Source organism: Saccharomonospora sp. NPDC046836, from assembly GCF_040645195.1.
Classification (GTDB): Bacteria; Actinomycetota; Actinomycetes; order Mycobacteriales; family Pseudonocardiaceae; genus Prauserella_A.
Genome location: NZ_JBEYXW010000029.1, coordinates 52,460 through 65,532 on the forward strand (window position 1 = coordinate 52,460; position 13,073 = coordinate 65,532).

Consider the following 13,073-nt stretch of genomic DNA (forward strand, 5'->3'; position numbering starts at 1 on the left):
AGGGCGAGCAACCGAGCCAGGGGATGAGTTCAGGCCTTCGGTGGTGTGCCGGGGAAGGTCAGCGGTGCGCGAGCGCCCTCGCGCACCGGTCCGCGCTCGTACCCACGTGGGTCACGCTGACCTGGGCCACGGCCGCGGCGTCGGCGGAGAACCTGCCGAGGTCCTTCCAGCCGGCCCCGGTCAGCATCAGCACGGGATGGTCATCGGGCCGCACGCGCCCGGTCTCGGCATCGTGGATCAGCGCCGCCAGCGCACACGCGGATGCGGGCTCGGCGAAGATTCCTTCCTGACCGGCAAGCAGGCGCTGGGCTGCCAGAATGCCGGCGATCCCGTAGGGCGTAAGGGGTATCAGCTTCTCCATGGGAGCCCCGGCGACGACGCAGAGAAAGCCGGGAAGCTGCGCCCGCGCACCGTACGCGGCGAACGAAAGACCCGCGTTGCCCGACGACGTCGCCGCCCACCCCGCGTGCCCACGTTGCCTGGCAAGGGACAACGACATCGCCGCCACCCGGTCCTTGTACGAACCAGTGGGTTCATGGTCTCGAGCTTCGCCGAAACGTGACGCAGTCCCAGCCTCGCCGCCAGCGTGGGCAGGCCGACCAAGGGGTGTCGCCCTCCCCCAGACTCACGAACTCCTTCACCGGCGGGAGTTCAGCGGCGAACCTGTGCAGACCCGGCTGTCCGGCCACCGCAGGCCTCCCGGCCTGGTTTCAACTGGCGGCACGATCGTACCGCAAAATGAAACATCAGCCTTGCGAGTTCACCGGCCCAGGCTGCGGCGTCAGTCCTTCAGCGGCTTGACAGAACGCACTCTGCACGGAGGGTTCGCGAAATTGCCTGGTATGGGCGCGTAATGGACTGCCGACGGCCCCTACCAAGGGCTAGCGTCGAATTCCCCCGGCGATCGTCAAAGGAGGAACAGCGACTATGGAACAGCTGTCCGACGAACCGATCTCGCAGCTCATCCGGAACGCGCGACGCAAGCGCCAGCTGAGCCAGTACACGCTCGCCCGAGAGCTGGCGACCGTGGCGGGCAGGCCCACGGTCACCCGTGACCTGGTGGCGCGCTGGGAACGCGGGCACCAGATCCCGCGCCAAGGATCCCGGCAGTGGCTTTCGGTGGTCCTGCAGGTGCCGCAGGAACGGCTGGACGCCGCGGCGGCGGCCTCACGCAGGCGCGCGCGGCTGGGCCATGCCGTCGTAACGAGCAACGCGCCCGTACCGACCGGCCCCAGCCGCCGCGCACAGGGCACACCGGCACTGCTGCCCGTGTTCCGGTCCCGTGTGCAGGCCGGGATTCTGGCCGCCGTCCTGCTCAACCCGCATCGTTCCTTCAGCCTGTCCGAACTCGCCGAGCAGGCGGGCGGCTCGCTGGCCTCGGTCGACAAGGAGAGCCGGCTGCTGGAGACGGCAGGCATTCTCACCAGCAGGGTCGACGGCACCATCCGGTTGCTGCGAGCGGCGAGCGACGGGCCGATGATCGCCCCGCTCACCGAGCTGATCCGGTTCACCTACGGCGTTCCGCAGATCGTCGGGGAGGAGTTCGGCCGGGTCCCCGGCGTCGCCCGCATCGTGCTGGGCGGCACCTGGGCCGAGCGCTTCGCCGGCATTCCCGGCCCGGCACCGGAGAGCATCGAGATCCTGCTCGCCATCACCGCGGGGCACCCCGAGGACAGGGTCGCGATCGACCTGGCCGCCAAACGGACCCGTACCCGGCTGAGATGTCTGGTCCATGTCGCGACACAGCCGCTGCTACCACATCTCGACTACACCCGGATTCCCCGGCAACGCGGCGACCAGCCCGTGGTGGAGGTGGCGCCGGTACGGCCACGGCAGCGGCCTGCCGGGGCACCCTGGCCGGACGGCCGCGGCGTACTCGCCCAGCTCATCGAGGCAGGCCAGCTCGACATGGTCAGCGGGCAGGCGGCCCACAGCAGGCCGTTCCTCGAGCTCGCGACCGCCCACGCCGATGCGGCGCAGGCACTGCTCGAGAGCTCGCCGCCGTCGGCGTTCCTCCTCCTCGCGCACGCGGCCCAGCTGATCGCGGCGGGTCTGCTGGCACACCAGGGACTGCGCACGTCGCCCGCCGCCGCTGCCCACGTGGCGGGTGACGTGGTCAGCGCCCAGTTCGGCCATCAGTTCTCGCAGGTGGACCTCCTGCGCCAGCGCACGCTGGAGCTGGGCGAGCCCACCAGCCGCGACAGCCGCGTCGGTAGCGACGAGGTGCGGATCTACCTGACGACCGTGCGCTCGCTGCTGTCCGTGGCGCACACCGTGACGAACACACTGGGGACGTTCGTTCAGTGACGCCAACGTCCACAAAGGACCCTTGAGGCGGGGCGCTGCCGGCGACAGTAGCCAGAGGACCGCACCCAGAACGTTCACCGCCAGTACCTGCCGGCTACGGACGGCGCCGACGTGGGCGACCTGGGACTGCGGCGCACCACCCGACCTGGTCGAAAAGGGCTACCAGGTCGGATTCGACCGAGACGCCCCGTCGCGACCGCACGGAGTGAAACCGGTCAGAAACAGCACTGCCGCATTTCCGCCACCCGTGCCAGGCTTGGGCTATGACCGATCGCAACGTGCTCGGCGGGAAGCTGGAGCCCTGTGGCACCGACCCGCTGACCGGCTTCTATCGCGATGGATGCTGCAACACCGGGCCCGAGGACCTTGGCAACCATACGGTGTGCGCGGTCGTGTCGGCGGAGTTCCTCGCGCACCAGCAGGCGACCGGCAACGACCTCGTCACCGCGCGGCCCGAGTACGGGTTCACCGGCCTCACCCCCGGCGACCGCTGGTGCGTGTCGTCCGCACGCTGGCTGGAGGCGTACCAGGCAGGCGCCGCCCCGCCGGTGGTGCTGGCCGCCACCCACGAGCGGGCCACCGAGGTCATCCCCCTCGATGCACTGCGAGAGCACGCCGTGGATGTGCCTGCCGATCCCAGCGGGCTGCTGTGAGCGAGCATCCCCGACGTCGTGCCGAGTCCGCAGTGGACGATTCGAGGTAACCGAGCGCACCGGCTCGGTCAGCGAATCACCGACTGCAGCCAGCCCTGCCAGGCGGCCGTCGCCGCCGCGCGGTCGATGGGCACGCCGTACCGGTAGATCGCGACATGGACCAAGCCGTGTGTGCCGGCGGGATCGAGGCCGAAGAAGCGGTAGAGCCCGTCGCCGGTGCGCACGCCCAGCGTCCCGGGTGCCCGCACGTCCACCACGCCGGTGACCGGGTCGATGCCGGCAGCGCCGAGCCGCACCTGGTCGCCGACCGCCGCCTGCGGATCGACGCCCAGCGCACGGTGGACCCGCTCCGACACCGTGTCGCCGCCGGGCGCCGTCGTGGTCATCGCCACGACGCCGGCGGCCGGCAGCCCGGCGAAGTGCTGGAAATAGGACACCAGGTTGTGCAGGAACAGATCCCAGCCACGGCTCATGCCCTCGTACTCGGCCTCCCAGCCCTCGCCGGAGAACCCGCTCTGCATCAGGCGCAGGACGGTGCCACCCCCGTCCCTGCCCTCCACGAGGAACTCGATCGCGAGCGCGGCCGTCTCCGGCGACTCGTCGTCGGGGCCGCCGTAGACCACCCGCTTGCCTGCCTCCCAGGCGAGCACCTTGCCGCCCTGCGTGTTCCCGTCACCGAAATCGGCCGACATGTCCCCCTTCTCGTCGGCCTCGTGTGGTACGAACCAGGCCGACATCCCGGCCACTGTCGACACGGCACGCCACACCTCGTCGACATTCGCGTCGAGTTCGACCCGTTTGTGGAGGTGGCGCCGCTCGTCAGCCATCAGGAGTCTCTTTCTTCGAGGTCACATTGGGATGGACGGCCACGATGATCCGGTGGTCCCGTCCGGCAGGGGCGGAGTCGTCGTGGTACTTCGACACGAGACTGGTCACCGCGGTGGCCAGCTCGTCGGCGAACGCGGCGCGGTCCGCGGCCGAGGCGAACCGGACCTCACCGTCGATGGCGAAGGTCGCCAGCCGTTTGCGGGCTTTCGCGGCACCGGTGATGAGCAGCCCCAGCTCCCGCACCATGCGGGAGGCCAGCGCGAGCAGCCAGCGAGCCGAGAGGCGGTCCGGTTGCTGTTCCGGATCCGGTTGCACAGCGCCCAGCACGCTCGGCGAGATGACGTAGGACAGCGCGGTGGCACGGAGTACCCGTTCGGTGACGTTGCCCTTACGCCGCTCCTCCACGAGCTCGACGAGGCCATGCCGCTCGAGTGCGCGGAGGTGGTAGTTCACCTTCTGCCGGGGCAGCCCGATGCGCTGCGCCAGTGTGCTCGCCGAACCCGGCTCGGCGAGTTCGGCGAGTAGCCGCGCGCGCACCGGATCGAGCGAGATCTCGGCCGCCTCGTGGTCGTCGATCACCGCGACTTCCTGCATGAGCCAACCCTGACACCGACAACTCTTCTTGTCAAGAACAGCCTGATTGTCGGCTGCACCTCATTCGGCCTTGTGCCCCACCACCTGCAGCATCAGGCCGGTCTGTCGCATCTGCGTGATGGCGATGCCATGGGCACGCAACGGCACGACGATGTCCTCGGCGGGCGGCAGCAGCACGCCCCAGGGAACCGCCACCACCCTGGCCACCCGCCGAGCGAGAGCACTGGTCGCGGTCGGCACCATGATCACGAGCCGCCCGCCAGGAGTGAGCACACGCGCCAGCTCCGCCAGCACCACGGCCGGTTCCGGGACCAGCTGCAGCATCGCCAGGCAGGTCACCCCGTGGAACGTGTCGTCGCGCACCGGGAGCCGGCCGGCGTCGGCCCGCAGGAAACCGACGTTCGGGGCCGTGTGAACACTGGCAGCACGCTTCAGCATCGGGGCGGAGATGTCCACGCCCACCGCCAGTCCGTCCGGGCCGACAGCCCAGCCTAGCTCGGCAGTGACGCTGCCAGGACCGCACCCGACATCCAGTGCGAAGGCGCCCGCCTGCAGGCGCAGCGCGGACGTGGGCAACCGCAGAAAGGTGAACATCGTGCGCACGGCACGCTGCAGCGGCTGGTACACCGCGGTGCCCAGTGCCGACTGCCACAGCTCCTGCACCGGGCCGGTGGCCTGCCCGGCCCGTTCCCCGACCAGGTCGAGGTAACCATCGGTGACCTCCGCCCAGGGCGGCACGGGGTCGAGCAACGGCAGTGCGCGCTGGATCGCCGCGGGACGGGCTGGCTCTGCACCGGTCATCCTCAGAAAGTAACGTCCATGTCACCTGCCAGGCACGACGAGGAGAAGCGACCCATGATCGAACGGGAAGTCAAGTTCGAGCTGGCCCTGGACCAGCCGGTGCCCCGGCTGGACGGGGTCGGCCCGGTGGCCCGGCAGGCCGAGCCGGTCAAGGCGGTGCTGGAGGCGACGTACTTCGACACGCACGACTACAGGCTGCTCAGCTCGGGTGTCACGCTGCGCAGGCGCACCGGCGGTCACGACGCGGGCTGGCACCTGAAGGTCCCGCACGCCAGCGGGCACCGCGAGGAGGTGACCGCGCCCCTGGGCCACGCGACCGAGCCGGTTCCGCAGGCGCTACTCGAGCGCGTTCACGACCGGACCGGCGACGACACACTGCTGCCGGTCGCCCGCATCACGACGACCCGGTACTCCTACGAGCTACTCAGCCGCGACGACAGTCCACTCGCGACACTCGTCGACGACCACGTCACTGCGGAGACCGCAGGCGAACGGGTCGGCAGGCATGCCTGGCGAGAGCTGGAGGTCGAGCTCACCGCCGGCGCCGACGACAGCCTGCTCACCGTGATCTCCGATGCCCTGCGCAGCGTCGGCGTGCAGCCGTCCACCTGGCCGTCCAAGCTGCGCCGCGTCCTCGGCGACCAGCTACCGCCGACCACGGGCTGACCTGCCGGCGTACTCACTCGTCCCGGCCGAGCACAGCGCCGGTCGACATGGGCTGCACGGTCCGCTGGTAAAGGCCGAGGTACCCGCGGGACTTCGGCAGCTGCGGCTCGCCGAGCTCGGCCGCACGGGTGGCCAGCTCCTCGGGATCGACGTCGAGGTCCACGGTCCGTGCCTCGACGTCGATCGAGATCCGGTCGCCGTCACGGACCAGCGCGAGCGGGCCGCCGACAGCCGACTCCGGCGACACCTCGCCCACGACGAGCCCCTTGTTGACGAGGCCGGAGAGCTGCCCGTCGGTCACGAGCGCGACCTCGTTCTCCAGTCCTGCGGAGTAGAGCAGGAAGGCCACCATGGACGCGCGCCCGGCCATGCCCGGCCCGCCCTTGAGCCCGCCGCCGCGCACCACGAGCACGTCGCCCGGCTTGACGCGGCCCTCGATCACCGTCGCCATGGCCGCGTTGCCCTCGTCGCACACCACTGCCGGGCCGGAGAACGTCCGTTTGCGTGCCACTTCCCTGGCGCCGAGCTTGACGATGGCGCTCTCCGGAGCGAGCGATCCCCGCATGATCACGATCGGCGCCTCGGTGGTCACGGGCCGATCGAGCGGACGGATCACCTCGGCCTCCGGCGGCTCGTACTCCGCGAGGGTCTCCCCCACCGTCCGGCCGGTGACGGTGAGCGCTTCGCGCCCCAGCAAGGGTTCGAGGCGTTTGAGGATCGCCCGTGCACCACCGGCCGCCTCGAACTCCTCGATCGTGGAATCGCCGTTGGGCCGCACCGCGGTGAGCATCGGCACGGTCTGCGAGAGCTCCTCGAACAAGGCGAAGACGTCGATGTCGAGCTCGCCTTCGGTGGCGGTGGCCTGCAGGTGCTTGACGGTGTTGATGGAGCCGCTGGAGGCGAGCACGGCGGAGACCGCGTTGCGGAATGCGGCGGGCGTGAGGATCTGCCGGGGGCGTAGGTCCTCCAGCACCATGCCGACGATCCGCTCACCCGTGCGCCGCGCGTACTCGGTCATCCTGGGACTGTTGGCCAGCACCGGCGCGCCGCCCGGCAGGCTCATACCGAGTGCCTCGGCGACAACGTGCATCGAGTTGGCCGTGCCCATGCCCGAGCACACGCCGGGGCCACGCACGGCGTTGTCGGCCATGGCGCCGATCTCGGCGACGCTGATCGTGCCACGCAGTGCGTCGGCCGAGCGGATGAACACCTCCTCGATGTCCATCGGCTCGCCGCGGTACTCGCCGCTGGGCTGGTAGCCGCACACCATGAGGATCGTCGGCAGGTCGAGCCTGGCCGCCGCCATCAGGTGCGCGGGCGGTGTCTTGTCGCATGAGGACAGACACACCATGCCGTCGAGCTGCGCACCCTCGACCGCGACCTCGATGTCGTTGACGATCAGGTCGCGCGAAGAAAGAATGTAGCCGCCTCCGCCACCGGCGCAGAAGATGAAGTCACTCGGCGCCGTGGTGCGGATCTCGAACGGGAGGCCACCAGCGTCGCGAATGGACTGTTTGACCGTCTCAGCGACGTCGTCGAGGTGGCTGAAGCAGATCGCGAGTTCGGAAGACGAGTTGACAACAGCGATCTTGGGCTTCTCCATGTCCTCATCGGACAGTCCGAGCGCCTTCCACTGTGCACGCCGCACCGCCCACAGCGACGAGCCCGGCCGAAAGTTGCTGCGCAGCTCGCGCTTCACCTCTGCTCCTTCACTTCGACGATGCCGTTGTCCGCGTCTAGCCGTACCCAGTCGCCGGTCCTGATGACCTGGACGGGGTCCTGATCGAGATCGGTCACCGTCGGCACCCTGGTGACCACCGCACCCAGCGCGGCCTTCGTGGTGGTGACGGTGAAGATCATGCCCAGCGGGGCCGTGCCCATGAGCCGCGTGGTCTGGAAGAACCCGGACCAGCCCGAGGAGCCCTTGGCTCCGGGGAAGACCAGGATCTTGCCGGTGAAGCACACACCGAACAGCTCGTGGCGGCGCTCGATGATGACGCCCCGCGCCGGATCGATGCCGCCCCAGCCGGAGATGGTCTCGTGCGAGACGAGCGCCTCGCCCTCCACAACGCCCGGCACGACCTTGCGGCCCCGCAACACCAACGTCATCGCAGCTCACCCGCCCACCGGCCGGTGACGGCCGCGTCAATGCACTCCTCGAGGGTGCCGAACCAGGCCTCGATACCGAGAATCGCCGGCAGGTAGTGCGCCTGTTTGGCCGAGTCGGTCGCGAAAACCCTGGTGCCCTCGGGCGCCGAGCGGGACATCGCCGGACACGAATCGGCGAGCACGCGCCCGCCCGCGCGCTCGATCAGCTCCGTGTAGCCGCTACGGTCGGCGATCGCCTTGAGCGCACGGGGCACCATGATCCAGAGCTGGGTCCCGGAGTGCAGCGTCCGCCCTTCGAGCGCCTTGGCGGCACGGCACACCTGGTCGATCGAGGCGTGCGGGCAGCCGAGCAGCACGAAGTCGACATCAGTGCTGCGGCCCTGCGAGTTGAGCGCCTCGTACATGCGCCTGCGCTCGCTGGGGCCGTAGGGCACCGCCTCCGGCACCGGGCGGGGGCCGAACGCCGCGTCGACCGTCGGGGCCTCCGGCGTGATGCCCGGGATGTGGTAGAGCTCCACACCACCCGACGAGGCCGCCGCCGCGCCGAGGTGCTTGAGGTCGGCCAGTTCGGGGATCGCGAGGTCACCGGTGACGACCGGGCGCTCCTCCTGCACGAGGTCGCCGACGAAGTAGCCGAGTAGTCCCCAGTCGAAGAAGTCACGGACGGGGATGCGCACGTCGATGAGGTGGTTGCCGTAGCGGTTCTGCGGCAGGTGGTTGCCCCAGCAGGGGATCTTGCCGGTGAGGCTCGCGGCGCCGGTCGAGGCCGTGCCCTCGCAGTTGGTGCGGGCGCCGAGCACCGAGTTGGCGTAGACGACGGCCGAGGACTCCATCCACGCGACGTGCTCGCCGCGGACCGGGAGGTTGCCCACCTGGTACGGGGTGCAGGTCGCGAGGATGTTCACGCCCTTGCGACCGTAGAAGGACTCGGCGTCACCCTGCAGCTCGACGAACTGCTTCGGGTAGGGCGCGATGCCCACCGAGTCGCCGCCGAAGCCCTGCTGGAGCTGGCAGGTCGGGACCCGCATGTCCGGGATCTCCAGGTCGGCGTCGCTGTCGAGGTTGATCACCGAGAAGGCCTTGTCCCAGCCGCCCTCGGCGACCAGCTTGGCCTTGGCGGGCGAGGGCTGGGTCATCGTCCCGGCCACATTGCGGATGTTGCACAGGTGCTCGGCGTCGAGCGCTTCGCCATAGCGCACGAGCAGGTCCATGGCCGCCGCCACCGCGGGTCCCTCGGCGCCGTCCAGCATCGCCTTCTCGTCGTCGGTCAGTCTCATCGTCGAAACCCCTTCATGGCCGTCGGCTCACGTTCCCAGACGAGCAGGCGTGAGCGGAAATAAAGCTTCTGCCTGGCGACTATCAATCTGATTTATGGCGACTGCCGGAGCTCCTTCGCAGCACGGAGAACCAGCGCGCGCAACCACTGGTGAGCGGGGTCCTCCTCGTAGTTGCTGTGCCACCACAGCTTCTCGACGATCGGCTCGGGATCGCCGGGGCACTCCAGCACCCGCAGGCCGAGCCGGTCGGCGACCTGGGTGGCCAGCCGCTCCTGGATCAGCGCGATCCGGTCGGTGCCCGACACGAGGTAGGGCACCGCCTGGTAGCTCTCGACCCGTACGGCGACATGCGGACGGATGCCCAGCAGCGTCAGTTGCCGGCTGATCGGCGCGGCAGCCGGATAGCCGTCGCCGGCGTGGAACGGCGCGACCCAGGGCAGCGTCGCGAGGTCCTCCAAGGTGGGGTCGTCAGTGCCGAGCAGCCGGTTGTCTGCGGCGACAATGCACACCCAGCGGTCGCGGAACAACTCTCCCGAGCGCAGCCCCGGCACCTGGAACCGGCTCGCCGGGGGTGCCACCATCCCATCGATGAGGTGGATCGAGTCGGCGACCTCGGAGGTCAGCGACTCCTTGACCAGCCGCAGGTGCAGCCGGACGCGCGGAGCGCACTCCTGGAACAGCCGGGCCAGGGTCGCACCCATGACAGCAATGGTGTAGTCGGCTACCAGCAGAGTGAACTCTCGCTGCGAGGCTTCCGGATCGAAGTCCGTCCCCGCCGCGAACAGGCGCTCGGCAGCGGCGCACACGACCTCGACCTGCTCGGCCAGCTGCGTCGCGAGCGGCGACAGCGTGTAACCGCCCTTGCCGCGGACCAGCAGCTCGTCGCCGAAATGCCGGCGCAGCCGCGACAGTGCGGCACTCGCGGCGGGCTGTGTGATGCCCACACGCTCGGCCGCGCGGGTCACGTTCCGCTCCCGCAGCAGCTCACGCAGCATGACCAGCAGGTTGAGGTCCAGGTTCGCCAGGTGCACCGCAGACGTCTTCACCGCACCATCCCAACCCGGGCACCCCGCGACTGCCAAGCCCGAATCACCACATGGTGGCATTAGCGTCCACGGCGTCCACTATGGACGGTTTGGTTGCCTGCCGGATGCGGGTATCCGCTGCTTTCGACAGCGACGGACCAGGGAGTCACGATGTCCGATCCGCGTGCGGAAGGCCCGGCACTGGTGTGGGCAGGTGAGCCGGATGCGCCTGTGCTGTTCGTTCTCGACCCACTGAGCGAGGGCAAGCACGGGGAGATCCCGCCGACGTGGGCGGAGCTCACCGGCGATCGCCGGGTCGCCTGGTGCCGCCTGCCGGTGGAAGGGGCCCGCACCGAGGTCGAGGAGCTGCTGTCGGACCCGGACGTTCTCGGCTCCCCCATCGATTTACTGGCCAGCGGGCGGATCACCATCGACGCGCTCGACATGGCGGCCCGGCACGCCGGAACAATACGCTCCGTACTCATCGTCGACCCGGATGGTGACGACGGGGACCGGTTGCACGCCAGGACAGCCGAGCTCGGCGAGGCCGGGGTAACGGTCACCGTGGTGGCGCGCAGCGTCCCTGGTGACCGGGACCGGATCGGGCCACCGCTGCCGCTGGGGCACCCCGATGTCGTCGCAGCCGTCCACCGTGCCGTGACGGAGCTGGACGCGGCTGCGCGCGGTGGCGTGTGACCGCGTCCGGCCGAGGGTAGCCGCAGCCGTGACGCCCGAGGAGGAAGTCAGCCGACGGCCGGTGGAGCACGGCCGTGGCTACGAGGAGGTCGCGCCGCTGTTCACGGAACTCGCCGCGCTGGCACCGGACGATCCACGCCATGCGACGCTGCGTGCCGAGATCATCACCCGCTGCTTGCCGTTGGCAGAGCACATCGCCCGGCGTTTCAGCGGGCGTGGCGAGTCACGGGACGATCTGCTCCAGGTGGCACGGCTCGGGCTGCTCAACGCGATCGACCGCTTCGACGCCACACGCGGCACCGAGTTCGTGGCCTTCGCGGTGCCCACGATCATGGGCGAGGTCCGCAGGCATTTCCGGGACGCGAGCTGGGCGGTGCGGGTGCCGCGCCGGCTGAAGGAGCTACACCTCGCGCTCAGCCAGGCCAGCAGCAGGCTGGCGCAGCGTCTCGGCAGGGCGCCGACCCCGACCGAGCTGGCCGCTGAGCTGGGTCTCGATCCCGAGGAGGTCCGGGAGGGCCTGCTGGCGGGCAACGCCTACCAGTCGGTGTCGATGGACGCCGCGCACAGTGACGACGGTTCGCTGCCACTGGCCGAGACTGTCGGCGAGGACGACCTCGGGCTGCAGTACGTCGAGTACCACGAGTCCCTACTGCCGCTGCTGGCCGAGCTGCCGGAGCGGGAGCGGCGGGTGCTGATCCTGAGGTTCTTCGGCAACATGACGCAGACCCAGATCGCCGAGCGGGTCGGCGTCTCCCAGATGCACGTGTCCCGTCTACTCGCCCGCACCCTCGCCTACCTCCGCACGCGGCTGAGTGAATGAACAACGGAACTGTCCCTAGTAGACAGTGAGACCCGCTACGCGGGGTCACCACATCGCGTACCCTCGCGACCATGGCAACGCTCGTCACCTTCCACGCGCATCCCGACGACGAATGCATCGGTTGCGGCGGGATCATGCGCAAGGCCTCCGAAGAGGGGCACCGGGTCGTCCTCGTTGTCGCCACACGCGGCGAGCACGGCGAGGTACCCGACGGCTTTCTCGCGGACGGCGAGCAACTCTGGCAACGCCGCGTCGCCGAAACCCACGCATCGGCCGAGGTCCTCGGCGCACACCGGGTGGAGTTCCTCGGGTACACCGATTCGGGCATGGTGGGCACCGAAGCCAACGACGCACCGGGATCCTTCTGGACGGCACCGGTCGAGGACGCCGCACAGAAGCTCGCGGCGATCCTGCGTGCGGAGTCCGCCGACGTACTCACCTGCTACGACGACAACGGCGGCTACGGCCATCCCGACCACATCCAGGTGCACCGCGTCGGCATGCGCGCCGCCGAGCTCGCCGGCACCCCGCGGGTGTACCAGAACACCATGAACCGCGACCACATCCTGCGCGGACGGCAAGCACTGGCCGAGTCGCCCGGCATGGACCCCGAAACGATGCCCGATATCGAGAACGAGCCGGGGTTCGGCAAGCCGGAGTCGGTGATCACCGCCGCGGTGGACGTGACACCGTGGCTGAAACACAAACGCCGTGCCATGCGCGCGCACGCGAGCCAGATCAGCGAGCAGTCGTTCTTTCTCGCGTTGCCGGATGAGGCGTTCGCGTTCGCTTTCGGCACCGAATGGTTCATTCGCGAGGGCCAGGGACCGGGCATCACCGAGACCGACCTGCTCGCCGGATTGTGACGCGACCGCGAGACATGGTCACCCTCCGGTACCGCCGAACGGCGGCAGAGTGGGATCATGGCGGAATGCCAGCCGACCCCGAACGCCGCGTTATCGACCCGGAGCGGGTGGATGCCGCGCTCGCCGGTCGCGGCGACCCGCAGACGATTCACGAATGGGCCGCCCGGTTCTCGGTCCTCGCCGACCCGTCCCGGCTGACGTTGCTGGTGTGCATCCACTACGCGCAGGAGATCTGCGTATCCGACCTCGCGGTCGCGGCCGAAATGAGCGATACGGCCGTGTCGCAGGCACTGCGGCTGCTGCGCGCTCACGGGCTCGTGACGGCGCACCGGCGCGGTCGCGTCGTCTACTACCGGCTCGCCGACGCCACGGCCCACGAGCTCATCCACCGGGTCCGGCCGCATACCCGCGCGGACTGACTCGCCACGTTG

Annotated in this window: 14 protein-coding genes and 1 pseudogene; 7 read left to right on the top strand and 8 right to left on the bottom strand. The window is 69.7% G+C overall.

Features of this window, described 5'->3' with window-relative positions; all coding sequences use genetic code 11:
* Positions 1-58 precede the first annotated feature (58 nt).
* A pseudogene (locus ABZ863_RS26680) lies at positions 59-538 on the bottom strand (pyridoxal-phosphate dependent enzyme); the annotation flags it as partial.
* Positions 539-927: 389 nt separating this feature from the next.
* Here ABZ863_RS26680 and ABZ863_RS26685 point away from each other — a divergent pair.
* Complete coding sequence (locus tag ABZ863_RS26685; protein WP_358540844.1) at positions 928-2,307, top strand: hypothetical protein; 1,380 nt, start codon at positions 928-930, stop codon at positions 2,305-2,307.
* A gap of 263 nt (positions 2,308-2,570) precedes the next feature.
* Positions 2,571-2,960 (top strand): DUF2237 domain-containing protein, encoded by a 390-nt coding sequence (locus tag ABZ863_RS26690; RefSeq protein ID WP_358540846.1) that lies wholly within the window; start codon positions 2,571-2,573, stop codon positions 2,958-2,960.
* 68 nt (positions 2,961-3,028) lie between these two features.
* On the opposite strand, the gene ABZ863_RS26695 is transcribed toward ABZ863_RS26690, so the two are convergent.
* The 3 genes from ABZ863_RS26695 to ABZ863_RS26705 are packed head-to-tail and all read right to left on the bottom strand — an operon-like array spanning position 3,029 to position 5,183.
* Complete coding sequence (locus tag ABZ863_RS26695; protein ID WP_358540848.1) at positions 3,029-3,787, bottom strand: SRPBCC domain-containing protein; 759 nt, start codon at positions 3,785-3,787, stop codon at positions 3,029-3,031.
* Positions 3,780-4,382, bottom strand: coding sequence for a helix-turn-helix domain-containing protein (locus ABZ863_RS26700; protein ID WP_358540851.1), 603 nt, complete (start codon positions 4,380-4,382; stop codon positions 3,780-3,782). Before ABZ863_RS26700 ends, ABZ863_RS26695 begins: the two co-directional genes overlap by 8 nt.
* Positions 4,383-4,442: 60 nt before the next feature.
* Positions 4,443-5,183, bottom strand: coding sequence for a methyltransferase domain-containing protein (locus ABZ863_RS26705; protein ID WP_358540853.1), 741 nt, complete (start codon positions 5,181-5,183; stop codon positions 4,443-4,445).
* Positions 5,184-5,237: 54 nt separating this feature from the next.
* Here ABZ863_RS26705 and ABZ863_RS26710 point away from each other — a divergent pair, with 54 nt between their 5' ends.
* On the top strand, positions 5,238-5,849 hold the full coding sequence (locus ABZ863_RS26710; RefSeq protein WP_358540856.1) for a CYTH domain-containing protein: 612 nt from the start codon (positions 5,238-5,240) through the stop codon (positions 5,847-5,849).
* A 13-nt stretch (positions 5,850-5,862) separates the two neighbouring features.
* Here ABZ863_RS26710 and ilvD read toward each other — a convergent pair whose 3' ends face one another.
* From ilvD to ABZ863_RS26730, 4 genes are all read right to left on the bottom strand, one after another.
* Complete coding sequence (ilvD, locus tag ABZ863_RS26715; RefSeq protein WP_358540859.1) at positions 5,863-7,548, bottom strand: dihydroxy-acid dehydratase; 1,686 nt, start codon at positions 7,546-7,548, stop codon at positions 5,863-5,865.
* On the bottom strand, positions 7,545-7,958 hold the full coding sequence (locus tag ABZ863_RS26720; RefSeq protein WP_358540862.1) for a DUF126 domain-containing protein: 414 nt from the start codon (positions 7,956-7,958) through the stop codon (positions 7,545-7,547). The genes ilvD and ABZ863_RS26720 overlap by 4 nt, the downstream gene beginning before the upstream one ends.
* Positions 7,955-9,235: an aconitase X catalytic domain-containing protein gene (locus tag ABZ863_RS26725; protein WP_358540865.1), complete on the bottom strand. Its 1,281-nt coding sequence runs from the start codon at positions 9,233-9,235 to the stop codon at positions 7,955-7,957. Before ABZ863_RS26725 ends, ABZ863_RS26720 begins: the two co-directional genes overlap by 4 nt.
* Positions 9,236-9,327: 92 nt before the next feature.
* Positions 9,328-10,281 carry a LysR family transcriptional regulator gene (locus tag ABZ863_RS26730; RefSeq protein ID WP_358540868.1) on the bottom strand — a complete coding sequence of 318 codons (954 nt, stop codon included), beginning with the start codon at positions 10,279-10,281 and terminating at the stop codon, positions 9,328-9,330.
* A gap of 150 nt (positions 10,282-10,431) precedes the next feature.
* On the opposite strand from ABZ863_RS26730, the gene ABZ863_RS26735 reads away from it, so the two are divergent.
* The 4 genes from ABZ863_RS26735 to ABZ863_RS26750 all read left to right on the top strand — a co-directional run bounded on the left by ABZ863_RS26735 (position 10,432) and on the right by ABZ863_RS26750 (position 13,061).
* Entirely contained in the window at positions 10,432-10,956 is a 525-nt protein-coding gene (locus ABZ863_RS26735; RefSeq protein ID WP_358540870.1) for a hypothetical protein, read from the top strand.
* Positions 10,957-10,984: 28 nt separating this feature from the next.
* Complete coding sequence (locus ABZ863_RS26740; RefSeq protein WP_358540873.1) at positions 10,985-11,776, top strand: SigB/SigF/SigG family RNA polymerase sigma factor; 792 nt, start codon at positions 10,985-10,987, stop codon at positions 11,774-11,776.
* 71 nt (positions 11,777-11,847) lie between these two features.
* Entirely contained in the window at positions 11,848-12,642 is a 795-nt protein-coding gene (locus tag ABZ863_RS26745) for a PIG-L family deacetylase (RefSeq protein ID WP_358540876.1), read from the top strand.
* 65 nt (positions 12,643-12,707) lie between these two features.
* Positions 12,708-13,061, top strand: a complete 354-nt coding sequence (locus ABZ863_RS26750; RefSeq protein ID WP_358540878.1) for a metalloregulator ArsR/SmtB family transcription factor — start codon at positions 12,708-12,710, stop codon at positions 13,059-13,061.
* The last annotated feature ends 12 nt before the right edge of the window (positions 13,062-13,073 follow it).